We start from the raw sequence: 17727 nt of genomic DNA, 5'->3' as shown, positions 1-17727 counted from the left end.
TTAATACCTTGTAATTACTAACTCTTTCGATCTTCATGAAACTGGCGATATATCAGATTGACGCTTTTACTGACAAATTATTTGGCGGAAACCCCGCAGCAATCGTTCCCCTCGAAGAATGGCTCTCTGACGAAACGATGATTAACATTGCCGCTGAGAACAATCTTGCTGAAACTGCATTTTATGTACCCATTGAAAAAGGCTTTCATATCCGCTGGTTTACACCTACTGTGGAAGTCGATCTGTGCGGACATGCTACCCTCGCGGCAGCTTATGTGATTTTCAACATTCAGAATTATGAAGGCCAGACGATCCTGTTCGATTCGCGGAGCGGCGAGCTGCGAGTCGATTGTATGGAAGATTGGCTTACTTTGAATTTCCCAGTGGATCATTACAACGTTGCAGTCCCGCCACCGGCATTAGCGGAGAGCCTGAATACCACTACGCTTCTGGAAGTTTATAAAGGAAAAACCGATTACCTGGTTGTGGTAGAGTCCGAAGATGTTGTCCGGAATCTGGATTTTGATATCATCGTACTTTCCACCATTCCGGCCCGGGGTATCATTGTAACTTCCGCCGGCGAGGATGTTGACTTTGTTTCACGGTTTTTTGCACCTCAATCCGGCATTGACGAAGATCCTGTAACCGGCTCGGCACACACGACTCTTATTCCTTACTGGGCTGAAAAACTGGATAAAACAAAAATGACTGCAAAACAGCTATCAAAACGCGGTGGATTTTTGAAATGCGAGTTGAGCGGCGACCGTGTTTTCATTGGCGGCCAGGCCAGGCTTTACCTCAAAGGCGAAATCACGATCGACTGATCGCCGGACTCGCTAATTCCTGGAACTGGTTTTGAATTTGGTCTTTTGCCCGGCATATAATCCTGCGATTACCAGCATTGTACCAAACACGGTATACAAGGTAACCGGCTCATCCATAAGCCACCAGGCAAAGAAAAATCCGAAAAGGGGACATAAGAAAAGCCAGAGCGAGGCTTTCACGGTATCAATGCGAAGCAGGTAAAACCAGCATATTAACCCCACGATAGACACGGCCAGGCTCAACCAAAGTACAGAAGCCCAGAATACATGATCCCAGACCATCGCTGAAAAGTCACTCATTACCCACGTCGCTGGAACCAGGAAAATCCCGCCAAGCAAAACTTGCCAGCCATTGATCAGCAAGTTGGGCAGCTCCCATTTCACCGTTGCATAATAAACACTTGCCGCGGAAACGGCCACCATACTTATCAAAAGCAGCGTGATTCCCCAGCTAGTCGTGAAACTGTCGGCCAGAAGTGGGTACGTGGCGATTCCAACGCCAGCCATCCCCAGAACAATACCTAGCCAATCTTCCGTTTTCGGTTTTCTGCTGAGCCACCACGAAGACAACAGCACGATAATTAGCGGGTTTGTCGAAACTGCCAGACTGCCGATCCCGGCGGCAGTATATTTCATCGCGCACACGTACAGCCCGAGATAAAGCGTTGTATTCAGGAATCCGAACAGTGCGAGTTGCTTCCATTCCTGTCGGTTCGGCAATCTGTAAGATTTATCTTTTCCGATTAAATAAGAAAATGAAAGGAGTAAGATACCGGCAATGAAAAAACGGACGTTTGCCAATATTAAAGGCGGAGCCGAACGTACACCAAACTTAGTTGCGACCGAGGCCGAAGACCATAAAATAGAAAAGAGGATACCAATACCAATGTTTTTCACACTCACAAACAATTATGTACCAAAAATACAGGATGCTTTTCGCCTTCCGGTTTCACTTTTCATATTTTTGGGAATGATTTTGAAAAAAAGTGCCGGATGTTTTTTAATATTTCTGCTGGTTGGGTTCGCTACTCCCGCCTTTTCGCAAAATCAATGGACGTACGATTTTAACAATGGACTGACTCCGATCGAAAGTGGCGGGCCTGCATTAAAAGTACTTGGGCAGCCTGGTCAGTATGTTAAAGAAAAAATCCCTGGCTCCGATTACCTGAGCCGGACTACCTACAATTTCGAGAAAAATAGCGGTCTGCAGTTTAATAATGCCGAAGCAAAAGGTTTTTTGAACAAATCGTTTACGGTTGAAATCTATTTCAAAATGTCGGAACTCGACAGTTGGAAACGGGTACTGGATTTTAAAAACCGCAAAAGTGATTACGGGAGCTATATTTATGATGGAAAACTAAACTTCTATGACTTTGCGATCGGCGAGAAAGCTCCGGTGAGGGCCAATCAATATGTGCATTATGTGTATTCGCGGGATTTCGAGACGAAGGTGATCAAAATGTACATCAATGGGCAGTCCAAACTTGAATTCAAAGATCCTGGAACCGAAGGAATGCTGGATCAGGATCAGGTATTGAATTTTTTTCAGGATGATCTGATCGCAAACCATGAAAGCAGCGCAGGCTCCATTGTACTGATCAGAGTCTATGACCGGGTGATGACACCTGTTTTTATCCGGAGAAGTTATCAGACGATCAGTAAAGCATCCAAAGAACCCGTGGCGCAGGAAGTCGAGGAAGAAGAACCGAAAAAAGAAATCCCGCAGGTTGAAGAACCGTCCAGAAATCGCAACATGTCCGTGGTGACCGGCCGCGTGTACGATGGGCGAAATCTCAAACCTGTGAATGACGCGGAAGTTGTTGTCCGCAAGTCGGCGAATGACTCGCTGGTCGCCCAGACAAAGACCATCGAGGGCATTTATAATTTCGAACTGACCCCGCATGAATCTTACCGAATCTCGGCTCAGGCTGACGGGTTCCAGTCAAAAAGTGTTAATGTCCGTACTTCAAACCGATTTGAGGAGGTAAAATCGTTAATAAGCTTGTCGCCGGAAACCTATTCTTCCCCATTATCATCCCTGTTTTTCGTGCAGGGAACCGATACCCTCGAAACCGCAGCTCTCGCGAACGTAGATTCCATCGTTTCGTATTTTCAAAAAAGGCCGGATTTAAAAATCGTTTTGAAAGGCCATACTGACAACACGGGCAGCTTCGAGAAAAACCTTGAACTTTCAAATAAACGCGTAGAAGTCGTAAAAACCGTTTTGACGGGAAAAGGAATTCCCTCCACACGCATTGAAGGCAGCGGATATGGATCTGCTCAGCCAAGCAAAATGAATCAGTCGGAGGTATTGAAGAAATCGAACCGTAGGGTTGAAATTTGGGCCGAGCCCATAAAAAGATAAAGCCATCTCATTGAGATGGCTTTATACTGACTATTCCTAAACCCTTAACCTTTTCTTATCTTGAATATTTGGACTAACACGTGTGTTAGAATATTGTCTAAATGTATAAAGTAAGAATATCTGATTTGTTACTGCTATTTCTTGCTCGTATATACGAACCAGACAGCTTTTCAGATTAACCAGAAATAGTACTCTTTTAGTTTCCTGGTTTCTTCAATTTTATTCTGAACCTATTGTATTGAGACAGAGCGCAATTGAAGATTTATCTTACCAACGCAAATATAAAACTATTTCTATTTGCATCATGGTTTTATTCAATTTTTATTTCGTCAAACCGTGATGCAAATATTGTTATTAATTTTGAAATTGCAAATTGGGTTAAACTTGGCAAACCGAATTTTATTTGGAATTAAATATTAATTTCTACTTTCAGTTACCTATAAAATCTTATTATATCTAAAATTGCATTACTAAAATTTTAATTAATGACATAATAACCGAATAAATTGAAATCTTGAAATATTTATATTTTCTTTAAAAAGTTCAATCATTGGTTATAATTGTTCATTGTCGATTGTATTCCCAAAGTACAAAACGAAAGGACCATATCCCCGCCACGATCCAAAAATTCGGGCAGCTCCTTCATTTCATCATTGGAAAATGGTTTTAGCACGTAATCTACTTGCCTGCCGCGTGGAAAATTATTACCGATTCCAAACCGCAGCCGGGGATATTCAGACGTAGCCAAAAGTTCTTCGATATTCTTCAGTCCGTTATGTCCTCCGTGACTTCCTTTCGGCTTAATACGCAGTGTTCCAAAAGGCAACTGGAGTTCGTCCACGATTACGAGCGTATTTTCAGCAGTTATTTTAAACTGATCCATGTAATAACGGATCGCCTTGCCGCTCAGATTCATGAATGTGGTGGGCTTTATAAAATAGATCTGACGGCCTTTATGTTTCCATTCAGCAACATATGCGAGTTTTTCAAAACTGAATTTAAAGTCATGTTCCGCCGCCAGGCGGTCAAGAACCATGAAGCCGACATTGTGCCTTGTGAATGCATATTCCGGACCAATATTACCAAGTCCGGCAATTAGGTATTTCATTTGGTAAAAGTTTTTGATTTCATCTTCGAGCACTTAATTTAGGCTAAAATTCAGGGAAATTACATGGTACCCCAAAAACGATTAATACTTAGCAGCCCACTTCTCGAGATCATGATCAGCCGGCTTTGCCAGCAACTCATTGAAAATCACCAGGATTTCTCAAACTCCGTGGTAATGGGCCTGCAACCGCGCGGAATTTATTTTGCGGAAAGGATTGTCGCTGAACTTTCGGAACGCACTGGTAAAAATATCCCTCTCGGCTACCTGGACGCTACTTTTTACCGTGACGATTTCAGGCGGCGCGAATCCCCGCTGGTACCGAATAAAACCAATGTACCTTTTCTGATTGAAGGAAAAAAAGTGATTTTGATCGACGACGTATTGGCGAGCGGCCGGATGGTGCGTGCAGCCATGGACGCTATGACTGCATTTGGAAGACCAAAGGTTGTGGAACTGATGGTTTTAATCGATCGTCGCTACAATCGTGAATTACCGATAGACCCCAATTATTCTGGCATGAAAGTAAGTACGGTGGCAAGTCAGCGGGTGCAGGTGGAATGGAAAGAGCAGGGTTTCGACGCCGATCACATCTGGATGGTCGATTGACGTCGGCAATTATCTCGGCCGTGACGCTTCTTCTTTTATTTTCCCGATATCCTGCGTATTGTAAGTGAGCTTATTGACGTAAAAAACCTCACGACCCAGCCCCATGGAAGAAGTACCGATACGCTGCATTCCATAGGCAAGAAAATACTGACCATACCACGGTGAAAGATAACCATCTTCGGTATTCAGTACTTTATCCTTGTCAGATTTAGGATTGATCTTGAATTTTTCGCTCTCAACAACTACCTTATTTCTGCTGATCACTTCAGTGTGGATCTCTCCATCCTGCGGATACGCCAAAACGAAATAATCATCCACCGGCGTGATCTGGACCATTTCCTGAAGATCGAAACTTGTCAGGTCTTTAATGGTAATGCAATTATCCCAGATGAACTTACCTGAACGGTCGAAACCGCAAACGATGGCATGTGTGTACTTATACCCTTCCAGAGAACGAGAAACATAGGGCCGGGAAAGCCCGCCGGACACGATCGGATTTGCAGACCTTTGGTTGGGATAATATACCTCGGCGACTAAAACAATTTCATTTTCCGTCTGGATCAGCTCGTGGACCAGCAAACGGTACCTGAAACGGTTTTCTTTCCCAAGACTTTTACGCTTTCCAATTTTCTCCAAAACGCGCGCACGCCGTTTCGGTTTCATATAATTAAAGAAATTCTGCAGTTCCGAAAACTCGATGAATTGTGGATCTTTCGGCGTATCGTCCTCAATATGTGTCACATAGAGCCCCTGAGAATACTGCGTGCATCCCACCGAGTAGTTGCCGATCAGATAAGAATCGTCCGGGTTGAGTGGAATGATCTGGCCGGAAATAAAGCTATTTTTTGGATCGCTTAATGCAGTTTTCTTTAGAAGCTTCCCGTCATAATTGTACGTTTTGATTTCAAAAACACAATTTTTCTTGCGGAAAGCGTAGGTAATTACATTAATATATCCGTCTATTTCATTGATATCCACATTGTTAAGCTCCGTATTTTTTTCAAACAAACCGGGCAAAACACGTGTGGTATGGTCAAAAAATGAATGGACAATCACAACCGGGCGTGACCGGTAATAACCGGAGATCAGGGCTTTGCTTCCAATCACTTTGAACTGTTGCACATCAACTCCCGCCAGAAGATTGCCTTTAAATGTATCAATGGAACCATCCGCAAAGTTTAGCTGAAGAAACAAAAACCGGTCTGTATCGGGCTCGGCGAAAAGCCAGTAGCCGGTCTCAACACCTTTGTAAGCCATCACCGGAATGTACCTGAAATCCAGTTTGAAATCATTTCGCCACTGTGCCTTCAATGTAGTGTCATACTTCACAAAACGCCACTGTTCATTCCGCAAACTGGAATATTCATTTCCCCGGATCACAGATAAAATACCCTCCTCACCCAAACTAAAAATCTCAAACTGCTCCGAAGCTGAAGAACTTGATGGGATTTCCAGACGATCTGACTGCTGCAACTGCCCCCAAACGTTACCCAGGGGCGTCAGGGCAACACACAGGATCACCACAAAGCGAAAGTTGTATAGAAAACGGATATGCATAACTTCTTCCTCCAGGGGTGTAACTCACATCAATAATTACCCTAATTTTGCATCAAAAAGGATAACAATACTATTAATATTAGAAATAATTTCACTTAAATAAAAACATCGGGAAATGTATCTGCATTTTTAGAGAGCACTTCCTGTTTACCCTGGTTTTCATGACGATTGAAGCAATTTTAAAGGATGATATTCAACTGGCAATACGTACGCATTTCGAAATAAATGTGGATGATATCCTCCTGCAACCCACCAAAAAAGAATTTGAAGGATTTTACACATTCGTTACCTTTCCTTTAACCAAAACAATCCGCAAAGCACCTGCTGAAATCGGGCAGATTATCGGGCAGTTCCTGGTTGAAACTTCTTCTGTAACCGCAAGCTTTAACGTGGTTCAGGGCTTTTTAAACATTAGTCTGAAAGACAGTACCTGGCTCGACCTGTTCACCGGTATCTACGACGATTCTGCATTTGGTACATTTCCTTCCAACGGACAATCGGTGATGATCGAGTTTTCGTCGCCAAATACCAACAAACCGCTTCACCTTGGACATTTGCGCAATAACTTTTTGGGCGATTCTCTGTCCAAAATCATGAAAGCAAGTGGTTATGAGGTGGAAAAGACCTGTCTGGTCAATGACCGCGGCATTCACATTTGCAAATCCATGCTTGCTTATAAAGAACTTGGCAATGGCGAAACACCTGAAACCAGCGGCATAAAAGGTGATCACCTTGCGGGTAAATATTATGTTCTGTTCGATGTAGAATATAAAAAGCAGATCAAAGAACTCGTAGCGCTGGGAATGCCGGAGGAAGAAGCAGCGAAAAAGGCCCCGTGGATACTGGAAGCGCAGAAATTGCTGTTGCTTTGGGAACAGGGTGATGCTGAAACAGTCGCTTTGTGGGAAAAAATGAATAGCTGGGTATATGCCGGTTTTGCGGAAACTTATCAGAAAATAGGCGTAGGCTTTGATAAAACATACTACGAATCAAATACTTACCTGCTTGGGAAAGACATTATTGAAGAAGGTTTAAAAAATGAGGTTTTCTTCAAAAAAGCAGATAACTCAGTCTGGATCGACCTGACGACGGAAGGTTTGGATGAAAAACTGGTTCTCCGTGGTGATGGCACTTCCGTTTACATTACCCAGGATCTGGGTACTACCGAACTTAAAAACAGCGATTTCCATAATGACCGTTATTTATGGGTGGTTGGAAATGAGCAGGATTATCATTTCAAAGTGCTTTTTGCGATTTTGAAACGTCTCGGGAGAACGTATTCCGAAGGCTGCTACCACATTAGTTACGGAATGGTGGATTTGCCATCCGGTAAAATGAAATCGCGGGAAGGAACTGTTGTGGACGCGGATGATCTCGTTAATGAAATGATCCAGACTGCCGCGGACCGAACACAAGAGTTGGGCAAGCTGGACGATTTTGCAAGTGACGAAGCAAAAACACTTTACAATCAGCTGGCAATGGGCGCATTAAAATACTTCCTGCTGAAAGTCGACCCGAAGAAAAGAATGCTTTTCAACCCATTAGAGTCCATTGATTTCCAAGGACATACCGGGCCATTTATCCAATATACGTATGCAAGGATCCGTTCTATCATGCGTAAGGCTGAGCAGGCCGGGATCTCTAAGGTTATACCTGCACAAGGTTACGAATTGCACCTGGCTGAAAGAGAGTTGATTTTTGCATTATCACAGTACCCGGGACGCGTTATGGCAGCTGCAAATGAGTTCGCTCCCTCGCTGATTTCGCAGTATGCATTTGACCTGGCCAAAGTTTACAATCAGTTTTATGCGGAAGTCTCTATTTTCTCTGATCCCAACCCGGAAGCCGTCCGTTTGCGAGTTGCATTATCGGGGGCCGTTTCGGAAACAATTAAGAAGGCTTTGGGGTTATTGGGCATAGAGGTTCCCGAGCGTATGTAAGTATTGAATCGTTTACTATAAATGCATGCTAACCAATAACCAAAACTATTATGAGCTTTTTAAAAACTGTACTGATTATGATTACAAGTTTGATTAGTGGCCTTTTTGCGGATAAAAGTGAATTTGCGTCCAGGCCAGCCGATGCACCTGCTGCGAAACAATCGCTTTACGATTTTAAAGTAAAATCACTGGTTGGTGGAAAGACAGTTGATCTGAGCCAGTATAAAGGAAAAAAAGTAGTGATTTTGAATGTTGCATCTAAATGCGGGTACACAAAACAGTATGCTGACTGGGAGAAATTCAACAAAGAGCACGGAGACAAAGTGGTGGTGTTAGGTTTCCCGGCTAACAATTTTGGGGGCCAGGAACCCGGTACGAGCGAAGAAATCGCAACATTCTGTTCAGCCACTTACGGAGTGACGTTCCCGATGTTTGAAAAAGTATCTGTGCTGGGAGAAGATCAGGCACCGATTTACAAATGGCTCAGTACTAAAGATTTGAATGGATGGAATGATAAAGTTCCTACCTGGAATTTCTGCAAGTATGTGATCAATGAAAACGGCGAACTAACCAACTTCTTCGCATCAAAAGTATTACCAACCGACGCTGAGTTTGTCAAAGCAGTTGGTATCTGATATTTAATAAAAATGTAGCCGGATACAGTTTTCGGCTACATTTGTTCTTTTCCTATCAATCAAAACACACTAAAATGAAAGATATTACCGAAGCAAAACGCTATCTCTCGAATGCAAAAGAGATTTTGAGAGAAAAAGCAATTAAAGAAGATGGTCTCTACAAAGACCGGAAATACGTTAAAATGGTCGGCCACACTGCCTACGTCGGTGTTTTGGTTGCCCTGGACAGTGTTTTCGGCGACAAAAAGAAAGGCAGGAAAAGTGTAGATTGGTACAAAGAAGAACTGTCAATAAGAGATAAGAAAATTCTCGGCGCATTTCTTGCTGCTTACGACACCCTACATCTTTCAATGAGTTACGATGGCAATCTTAGCGCTGCTATTTCCAAAGAAGGCCTTGATCTTGCCGAACAAATCATCAATTGGGCCGAACAACGTGCGGTTGCTTAACATTTAGTTTTTTCAAATGAATCCCTGGATTGAAGCGGCGCGTCCCCGCACATTACCTCTCGCATTGTCCTGCATTTTAATGGGTTGCTTCCTGGCTGCTGCGAGCGGCAATTTTAGCTGGCCGGTAGCAACACTCAGCGTTCTTACTACGATCATTTTACAAGTACTTTCCAATTTTGCCAACGACTACGGCGACGCGGTCAATGGCAAAGATACCGACTTGCGCGAAGGTCCGGTTCGCGCCGTTCATGCCGGTCACATTAGCGCCCGGGCCATGCTGAAAGCGATTATTATCTTCTCTGTACTAGCATTAATCTCAGGCATTTCATTGTTGACAATTGCATTAAGAAACGCTCCTGCAAACGCATTCTGGGTGTTTTTGGGAATTGGGATTGCGTGCATTATCGCGGCCATCACATACACCGCCGGAAAACGTCCGTATGGCTACGTGGGACTCGGCGACTTGTCCGTTTTGACCTTCTTCGGCTGGGTTGGCGTGCTCGGCAGCAGCTACCTGCACACACATGTATGGGATTGGGGACTTTTGCTGCCGGCCACCAGCTGTGGCTTGTTTGCAGTCGGGGTTTTAAATATCAATAATATCCGCGATATAGATTCGGACCGGGCAACCGGCAAAAATTCGATACCCGTACGGATTGGCCGGGAAAAAGCAGTACGTTACCACTGGCTGATACTGATTACCGGTATGCTTTGCGTATCAATCTACACGGCCACACATTTCTCTCATTACTCAAGCCTGATATTTGTCCTGAGTTTCCCTTTGTTTATCAAAAATGGATTGGCCATTTCAAAGCTGACAAAAGCAAGCGAACTGGATCCGTACCTCAAACAAATGGCACTTTCCACTCTCCTGTTTGTCATTCTTTTCGGGATCGGGATTATTCTTTAAGCATTATTTCATGTAAGGTTTGATCGCATTACCCAGTAATGTGTAGCCTTTCGGGTTCGGGTGTAAACCATCTGAAAACAGCGATTCGTCGATTTTCCCGTCTTTTTGAAGAAACACCGTTCCTGCATTCAGGAAACCTACATTCATTTCGCCGGTGATCTGCACGAGTTTTTCGTTTAAAATAACTACCCTTTGTTCCTGCTGCCTTCGCGGATAAATTCCCAGCATGGTGATTTTTGCACTTGGCTGACGGTGTTTCAATGCCTCAATCAGCACCCTCCATCCTTCCTCAATCTCCTCATCTGTATTCAAATGCAGATTATTGGTACCAATATTTACAAAAATCCGTTTGGCATTGAAGCCATCCAGTTCTCCGTGATAAATGCGCCACAGAACGTTCTCGATCCGGTCCCAGCCATATCCCATATTCCGTGCATTTTTGCCAAAAGTTCCGTTCCACGAAGCATCGTCAGTAATCCTTTGCGCTTTGGGTAGTCCGCCCCAGTAATGCGTAATGGAATTTCCAATTACGACCGTTTCCGGCGCCGATTTTTTATTCATTTCTACAATTTCACGATGCCGGGCTTCCCAGTCATACCCATTCAATTCCCGGAGTTGTGTAATCGGGCGGGCGGTGCTGGCCTCCCCTTTATTTTCATGCAAAATGGCCCGGATATGCTTTTCGTAACCCTCTGCATAACGCATCATACCCAGGTCCGTCTGGTGTGTCCCGTCGACGGTTGTTTCCAGATCCTGGCCAAAGTCCTTTTTTGGGATTAAATAAATGTTTGAAATTCCCTGCTGTTTGAGCTGACTGAATGCATCGCGCAAAACCTCATTGATTTCTACGTAAAAATGCTTACTCTGGGGGTTAATGTCTTCGTCGGTATAACCGGCATGCTCGGCGAGCGCAATGGGGACATCCGGATGCTTTTTGCGCAGATCTGTAACCGTAGTCAATATCCTACTTTTGACTTCCTCCGCCGTCACGCTCAGTTTCGCGCCCGGGCGGATTGTCAGGTTAGGCAGACAGTCCAGAATGTAAATCTTCGCGTCGATTTCTGATACCAGATCCACCACTTCTTTTTCGAGTCTTCCATTACCCGAGAATGCCAGATTAATGAGCGGATGATCCAGTTTTCTCTCCAAAATAGCCGTCCACGCCATTCCCGGCCGCGACGCGCACGCACCCTGGGCGATTGATGTTCCATATACAACAACGGGTTTATCGGCCCGCACAGGCAATGCGGTAAATTCAGTACCTTCCGGAGTTCCGATTTCAAGCCATTTCACATTGTTATAGAGCGGCAGAAAAAGTCTGTATTCGCGCCCCTTTTTGTGATACTGATCGTTCGGTTCAATGTTGTTAAAATTGTAGGTAATGGTATCTCCGAATGCATATTTTCCCGCCGACCAGCGCCATTCGCCATCACTTGCAATCGCATACAAATCCACTCCGCTAACCCCCGTCGCAGGCATATGTGGCAGCGAATGCTTTCCGCCAACGGTATATCTGACCTTGATTTCCGATGAGTTAGAGCGGAAACGGATCATCAACCCGGCTGCCTGATTGGACAATCCCCAAACCGCCTCTCTCACCTGTTTTTCCGCCCGCGCCGGAAGTCGGTCATAGGGATTTTTAAGTTCTTTCGGCCAAGCCTGACCTTCAATAACCGGAAATGCGGAAGTCTGCGGGTTCCACCAATTGATCTTCGCAGACTGGGCTTTTAGAAAAGCAGGAAGACTGACAATGAATGCCAGCAAGAAAAGGGATTTGATTTTCATAAAACAAAAAAAAGACGCTTCGTATCTCTACAAAGCGTCTAATGCGGTATTTTTTACTTTTAAAACAAGTTATTTCACAATCACACCGTCGGCAATGAAAGTGAGTTCTTCTTTGGGTTTGGTGATCTTCTCAATTTCTTCTTTGGTCTGGCCGGCATCTTTTGCATAATGCTGCAAATGCTCAACAGGGACCATTTTCTTTTGCGCTTCACCTTCAAACACGACCGTTTTTCCGGTAATGTCTTTCGGTACAAAAAATCCATAATCTTTAAACATCACCCGCATGGTTTCGCCATTGTCGAGGTTTACTTTCATCCAGCAACCTTTCACCTGACAAACTGATTCTACCGTGCCGCTTACCTTGGCCTGCATTTCGGTTTTATCTCCCATTTTAGCCGGGAGAGCTTTGGCTTCAATTGCTTTTTTATCATTAATTTCTTTGCCAAAATGATCGGTACTCTGCGCATTAGCGGAAAAGGCAACCGTAATTACAAAAAATAGGAGAATCAGCTTTTTCATAGATTGGATTTTTAGAGATGTATAATGTGAATTTTCCTCAAATGTAATGGATGTGAGTATCAAGTAAAATACTAATGTAACACCTCCACCCAGCCTTTGCAATGATTTCCCTGCGATGTTTCTACCACGTAAAAGTAAGTCCCGTTCGCAATCCCTTTCCCCCAGTCATTTTTATAGTCCGCCGTTTTGAATATCGATTTCCCCCAGCGGTTAAATACTTCCAGTGAAGATGGAGAAACAGGAACGATGAACGAATCGTTTTTCCCGTCATTGTTTGGCGTGATTACATTGGTTAGCGTAAATGGCGGCAGCGCAGTGACTTTTTTTGTCGCTGACAATGCGCAGCCGGCTGCATTATAGGCTGTTAAAGTGACGGTATACTCGCCCGGTTTGCCATAGGTATATTCAGCAACTTCTTTGTCGGGGATTGTATTTCCTTCCCCCAGATTCCATTCAAAACGTTGCGCATTGGCAGTAGCGTTTGTCATGGAATAGTTAAATGGCTCATTGCAGGCCCCACCCGACGTTACTATTTCAAACTTAGGTGCGTGGGATTGGTCCACTTTAACTGTAATTTCCCTCAAAGGCCGGCACCCATCCGCGTAAACGCCTTCAATCGTATAAGTTGTTGTTTGAGTAGGTTTTACCGTCACCGATTTGCCGATTGTTTCCGGTAATCCCGCAGCTGCCAGCCAGCGATATTGGGCCGCTTCGCCCAAAACTGTTAATGTTACCGAAGCCCCGGTGCAAACCTCTACGTCCGGCATATCTATAAAATCCGCCTTCTTTTCCACTAAAACTTTTACATTCTCCGTCACCTTACACCCGCTCGCATTGCTTATTTCGACTGTATATTCGGTTGTCTCTTTCACGATTACGGTCGGAGTTGCACTTGTCGCATTATCTATGCCGGTGGACGGAGACCATTTGTATTGCGTACCTCCCGATGCAAACAGTTTTACCGCCGAATTCTCGCAAACCGACGTATCCGCCGAAACCCGGGTATTTAATGTCTCCACAATAATCGTTTTCTCCGCCACATCCATACGCTTGCAGCTCAGCCGGTTATATGCTTTTAATGTCACTTTATATTCGCCGGGTCTGGTAAAAGTGTATTCCGATTGATCTTCTTCCCGGGAAATGGTATTGCCGCTCACTTCCCAGATATAATCGATGCCGCCTTCGCTGGTATTTACAAATGACAAAGACAATGGCGCACAGCCGCGCAACACATTCTTGGTAGTTCCTGAATACACATCGAAATCTGCTTTCAGACGATCGATATCGATTTTAAATGCCGCATTATTACAGTTATCACTATTATTTGTTGTTGACCAAGCCTGAGGCGTGGCTGGAAAATTGCTGCCGCCACACGCGCAGGTAGCATGGTAAATCGTACCATTTTTATCAAAACGACTTGTACCTCCATCCACATGATCCCCCTGAACGTTGGAGTTACGACTATTGCTGCCAAAAAAAGTGGCGTACAAAAGAGATTTGGCACCCTGCTCCAAAATGGAGATATAAAAGTTATTTCCATTTGTGGTTGCCTTAAAAGCATCTTCCGTCACTTTCAAACCCGTAGTACTGCTGGCGGGATTGTTGTCCGTATCTGTATTCACATTGCCGCCCCATCCCGAGATGTAGATATTCCCACATTCACTTACCAGAAAGGCAGTAGGTGAAATGTCAGGGGTACCGCGACCTGAGCCGATAATAGTTGAAAAAACGGTTTTTGATAATGCCGGGTCCAGTGCGTGAATGAACTGTCCGCTTTTCGCATTTTGATATACTCCCTGACTCACCGGATAATCCCCATTCGTAAGTCCGTAAACATATACATTGCCACTCGGGTCCGTATCTATCAGATATCCAACCTCCTGCTTGTCGGTTCCCATGTAGGTAACAGCGATCAATTTATCGTCTGAAAATTTAGCAACAAATGCATCGTCGGTTCCTTTTAATGCCTGCTGATAGGAGTTTGAAGTTGTTGGCAATAAGGTACTTGTGGTAGATCCTGCTACATAAATATCTCCATTATCCAGCGATTTGATCGAATACGCAGCCTCATCCTTTTCACCTCCAAAATAGGTACTCCACAACAACGTATTCAGGCTCGGATCGAACTTGCTGATCACTCCATCCAAAAAGCCTCCGAGCCTCCGCTGAACATAGTTTTTCAGAGGAAAATTGCCTGAGTTCGTGGAAGAAACGATGAGTACATTGTCGGCTTTGTCGACCACGATCTCGCCCCGAAATACATCACCGTAATTCCGGATTGCAAATGCACGCGGATTCGTAACACCGTCATTTCCATCGCCGCCTAAATAAGTGGAACCGGCTAGTTGTTTCCCGTCTGCACTCAGTTTTGAAATAAAAATATCGCCGCCATTAGCCAGGTCAAGTCCGGAAATGGGTACTACGCGGGTACCACCGCCAAACGCCGGCTGAAATGCATTCGTCCGGGTCGGGAAATTCTTGGAAGACGTTGTTCCAAGAACCAGTAATTCGTTTTTTGAGTTGACAATCAGACTGGTAGGCAAGTCCGTATTATCGCCCCCGAGAAATGTAGCGTAAATCAGCTTTGTACCATCGGGCGTAAACTTCATAACCGATACATCCACAAGCCCCTCAAATTTCACTTGAAAAGAACCTACCGTTGCTGGAAAATTAGTCCCGAACACCGTCCCTCCGGCATAGAGATTACCCTGGTCATCATACGTTGCGGTATGCCCCCAATTATCTGAGATAGAACCCGAATACGTTGAAAATATCAGTTCGGGATCAATAGTGAGGGTTTCATTTTTGTTATAACCCTGTTTTAATGTGAACTGGGCAGTATTGTCAGGTTGTAAAGAAAAAGGTGAAGCTATCTCAATAGTCCGTCCATTTACATTTTGAAATGAATAAGGTTCTGCTTCCTTAAATGTTCCGACGGAGGTTTTTACAACTAGCTGTCCGGTTTCGTTCAGGCTCACTTTTTCAGCGCCCACATATTTTAGTTTGATTTGCGAAGGATCAGCCTGTGGTTTTACAATGAACTCATACTTCAATTGAAACTGATGCAAATAGATCCGTAAATCTATTCCGGCGTACAAATTTTCATATACCACTTCCTGGAAACCTTTCACCCCCCCAGCCCATCGGTTTTCTTCTTTTCCTAAAAAATAATTGAAAAAAGTCGGTATTTCCTTCTTAGGGAGGTGTTTTGCCGAAGAAAGCGAATTTTGAAACTGTACCTCCACACCGTGCGCCGCTACCGTCAATGGAGCCATTTGATTGTCCCGGGCAACCGGAGAAACCGGGGCGGGTTTGCCATGAAGCGCGGAGATTTCCCTTGCATCATACTGCACATAAATCAGCGACTGGCTTTTCAGGAACAAATATCCGCCCGGAATCTCGGCCCGGAACAAAATGTCCTTTTCCCATTGACCGCGATTTTCAATGAAGTACATTCCTCCGGCCAGTGATATGGATGCGGAGACGAGATAAAAAAGAAAGAAAATGGAGATAGAACGTAGAATTCTCTGCATTGGCCGAACCTCTTGTATTTCTATTTGAACGCAGAAACTGAAATGATATTTTCACAAAACTCATATTCCTGTTTCACATTGGAACCCAGCAAAACGAGCTGATTTTGAGTGTTTTCTACTACGTGATCCAGGTACCAGCCAATGCCCTGCGCATCGAGGTTGGTAGTGGGTTCATCGAGAAAAATTACCGGCACATCGGACATAAACGCAAGTCCAAGCTTCACCCGCTGTTTCATTCCCGAAGAAAAGTGCCGGATGATCTTATTACTGGCGCGCGAAAGCTGGATAAAGTCTTCAAAGTCGGCGAATGACATCTTGTTTTTGAATGGCTTAAACTCGGTATGAAACTCGATCAGCTCGCGCAATGTAAATTCTTCAATTAATTCGAGATACGGGGCTGCGATCACCAGATGCCGGTACCAATGATCCTCTTCTATTTCTTTGTCGCCCGAATGGTATTTGATAGTGCCTTCTGAAACCGGCATCATTCCGGTAAGTAGTTGAAGCAAAGTCGATTTTCCGCTGCCATTCGGTCCCACAAAAGTGTATTTATGACCGGCTGAAAGTTCAAAACTAGCGTTACGGACAATCCACTCCTTTACAAACTTCTTACCTGCATTTTCAACCGATATCCGCACTTTCGTGTTTCTTTGTTTTAAGTTTAAAAAGGCTATTTAGCCGAGTAATGGTCGGCCGCAGCCTTCGCTATCTTTGCGATCACGATCTCAATTTCCTCTGTTTTTGCATGGGAATCTGATACGTAAATGACCACCGCAATGTCTTTTCCGCCGGGCAGCTTTACAATGCCTACGTCGTTCACGGCGCCAGTTATACCCTTGTCATTTGCACCCGAGGTACCGGTTTTATGCGCGACAATGGTGTTTGGAGGAAGCATACTTTTAATCCTTTTTGCACCGGTTGGAGTTTCAACCATCACATTCCAGAGAAAATCTGTACTGGCTTCCGACAATTTTTTACCCTGATAAAATACATCCAGCAGTTGCAGCATTGCTTCGGGTTTGCACCAGTTGGTATATTGAACGTCCCAGCTTTGATGCATTTGCTCCTCGTTCGCGACGATCTGCATATCCTTCACACCCAATCCGTGAATATACGTGTTGACGACTTTTGGCCCGCCTATCAATCTGAATAAAATATCGCAGGCAATGTTGTCGCTCAGTGAAACGGTATAGGTTAAAAGCTCGGCGACGGTCAGGTCTACATCCGCGTTGGGAAACTTGTCGCGCATGGGACTGTATGTTTTTTGGAAATAATCCCTGCTTGTAATGTGTATCTTCTGATCCAGTCGCAGCTTCTTTTTGTCGACTTGGTCGAGAACGGCTATACCCAATGGGAACTTGAACACACTTTGCATCGGAAACCGATGATTTCCATTAAAAACCACGGTTTCTTTGGTTTTCAAATCCAGGATCCCAACGCCGGTAATGCCGTCGATGGCCTTGGAAATCGTCTCAATTTCCGAATTCAATTGTGCT

General features: G+C 44.4%; 15 protein-coding genes. 7 read left to right on the top strand and 8 right to left on the bottom strand.

Annotation, left to right across the window (positions count from 1 at the left end):
- Window positions 1–35: 35 nt before the first annotated feature.
- The gene (locus LZG72_RS09135; RefSeq protein ID WP_233870583.1) at window positions 36–824 is read left to right on the top strand and encodes a PhzF family phenazine biosynthesis protein; all 789 of its coding nucleotides are present in this window, start codon (window positions 36–38) and stop codon (window positions 822–824) included.
- Window positions 825–836: 12 nt separating this feature from the next.
- Here the strand turns inward: LZG72_RS09135 and LZG72_RS09130 are convergent, their stop codons facing one another.
- Window positions 837–1721: a DMT family transporter gene (locus LZG72_RS09130; protein ID WP_233870581.1), complete on the bottom strand. Its 885-nt coding sequence runs from the start codon at window positions 1719–1721 to the stop codon at window positions 837–839.
- Between LZG72_RS09130 and LZG72_RS09125 the strand changes: the two genes are divergently transcribed.
- Entirely contained in the window at window positions 1603–3189 is a 1587-nt protein-coding gene (locus LZG72_RS09125; RefSeq protein ID WP_233870579.1) for an OmpA family protein, read from the top strand. The two genes, LZG72_RS09130 and LZG72_RS09125, sit on opposite strands and share 119 nt — an antisense overlap.
- Window positions 3190–3736: 547 nt before the next feature.
- On the opposite strand, the gene pth is transcribed toward LZG72_RS09125, so the two are convergent.
- Complete coding sequence (pth, locus tag LZG72_RS09120; protein ID WP_233870577.1) at window positions 3737–4297, bottom strand: aminoacyl-tRNA hydrolase; 561 nt, start codon at window positions 4295–4297, stop codon at window positions 3737–3739.
- Between the two features lie 63 nt (window positions 4298–4360).
- Between pth and pyrR the strand changes: the two genes are divergently transcribed.
- Entirely contained in the window at window positions 4361–4903 is a 543-nt protein-coding gene (gene pyrR, locus LZG72_RS09115) for a bifunctional pyr operon transcriptional regulator/uracil phosphoribosyltransferase PyrR (RefSeq protein WP_233870575.1), read from the top strand.
- A 9-nt stretch (window positions 4904–4912) separates the two neighbouring features.
- On the opposite strand, the gene LZG72_RS09110 is transcribed toward pyrR, so the two are convergent.
- Window positions 4913–6460: a hypothetical protein gene (locus LZG72_RS09110; RefSeq protein WP_233870572.1), complete on the bottom strand. Its 1548-nt coding sequence runs from the start codon at window positions 6458–6460 to the stop codon at window positions 4913–4915.
- A gap of 161 nt (window positions 6461–6621) precedes the next feature.
- Between LZG72_RS09110 and argS the strand changes: the two genes are divergently transcribed.
- From argS to LZG72_RS09090, 4 genes are all read left to right on the top strand, one after another.
- A complete protein-coding gene (gene argS, locus LZG72_RS09105; protein WP_233870569.1) occupies window positions 6622–8400 on the top strand; it encodes an arginine--tRNA ligase in 1779 nt (592 codons plus the stop codon).
- A 77-nt stretch (window positions 8401–8477) separates the two neighbouring features.
- Window positions 8478–9035 carry a glutathione peroxidase gene (locus LZG72_RS09100; RefSeq protein ID WP_233870566.1) on the top strand — a complete coding sequence of 186 codons (558 nt, stop codon included), beginning with the start codon at window positions 8478–8480 and terminating at the stop codon, window positions 9033–9035.
- A 74-nt stretch (window positions 9036–9109) separates the two neighbouring features.
- Window positions 9110–9484, top strand: coding sequence for a DUF5618 family protein (locus tag LZG72_RS09095; RefSeq protein WP_233870564.1), 375 nt, complete (start codon window positions 9110–9112; stop codon window positions 9482–9484).
- A 16-nt stretch (window positions 9485–9500) separates the two neighbouring features.
- Window positions 9501–10394 (top strand): 1,4-dihydroxy-2-naphthoate polyprenyltransferase, encoded by an 894-nt coding sequence (locus LZG72_RS09090; RefSeq protein WP_233870561.1) that lies wholly within the window; start codon window positions 9501–9503, stop codon window positions 10392–10394.
- A 3-nt stretch (window positions 10395–10397) separates the two neighbouring features.
- On the opposite strand, the gene LZG72_RS09085 is transcribed toward LZG72_RS09090, so the two are convergent.
- The 5 genes from LZG72_RS09085 to bla form a co-directional block, all read right to left on the bottom strand.
- Window positions 10398–12179 (bottom strand): SGNH/GDSL hydrolase family protein, encoded by a 1782-nt coding sequence (locus tag LZG72_RS09085; protein ID WP_233870558.1) that lies wholly within the window; start codon window positions 12177–12179, stop codon window positions 10398–10400.
- A gap of 69 nt (window positions 12180–12248) precedes the next feature.
- The gene (locus LZG72_RS09080; protein WP_233870555.1) at window positions 12249–12698 is read right to left on the bottom strand and encodes a DUF4920 domain-containing protein; all 450 of its coding nucleotides are present in this window, start codon (window positions 12696–12698) and stop codon (window positions 12249–12251) included.
- A gap of 71 nt (window positions 12699–12769) precedes the next feature.
- Entirely contained in the window at window positions 12770–16231 is a 3462-nt protein-coding gene (locus LZG72_RS09075) for a gliding motility-associated C-terminal domain-containing protein (RefSeq protein WP_233870552.1), read from the bottom strand.
- Between the two features lie 20 nt (window positions 16232–16251).
- Window positions 16252–16869 carry an ATP-binding cassette domain-containing protein gene (locus LZG72_RS09070; protein WP_233870549.1) on the bottom strand — a complete coding sequence of 206 codons (618 nt, stop codon included), beginning with the start codon at window positions 16867–16869 and terminating at the stop codon, window positions 16252–16254.
- A gap of 32 nt (window positions 16870–16901) precedes the next feature.
- Complete coding sequence (bla, locus tag LZG72_RS09065; protein ID WP_233870546.1) at window positions 16902–17720, bottom strand: class A beta-lactamase, subclass A2; 819 nt, start codon at window positions 17718–17720, stop codon at window positions 16902–16904.
- Window positions 17721–17727: the final 7 nt, after the last annotated feature.

It is taken from the genome of Dyadobacter sp. CY323 (assembly GCF_021390245.1).
GTDB lineage: Bacteria > Bacteroidota > Bacteroidia > Cytophagales > Spirosomataceae > Dyadobacter.
The sequence above is the reverse complement of the archived record's forward strand: the minus strand, read 5'-3'. Positions and strand labels throughout refer to the sequence as shown.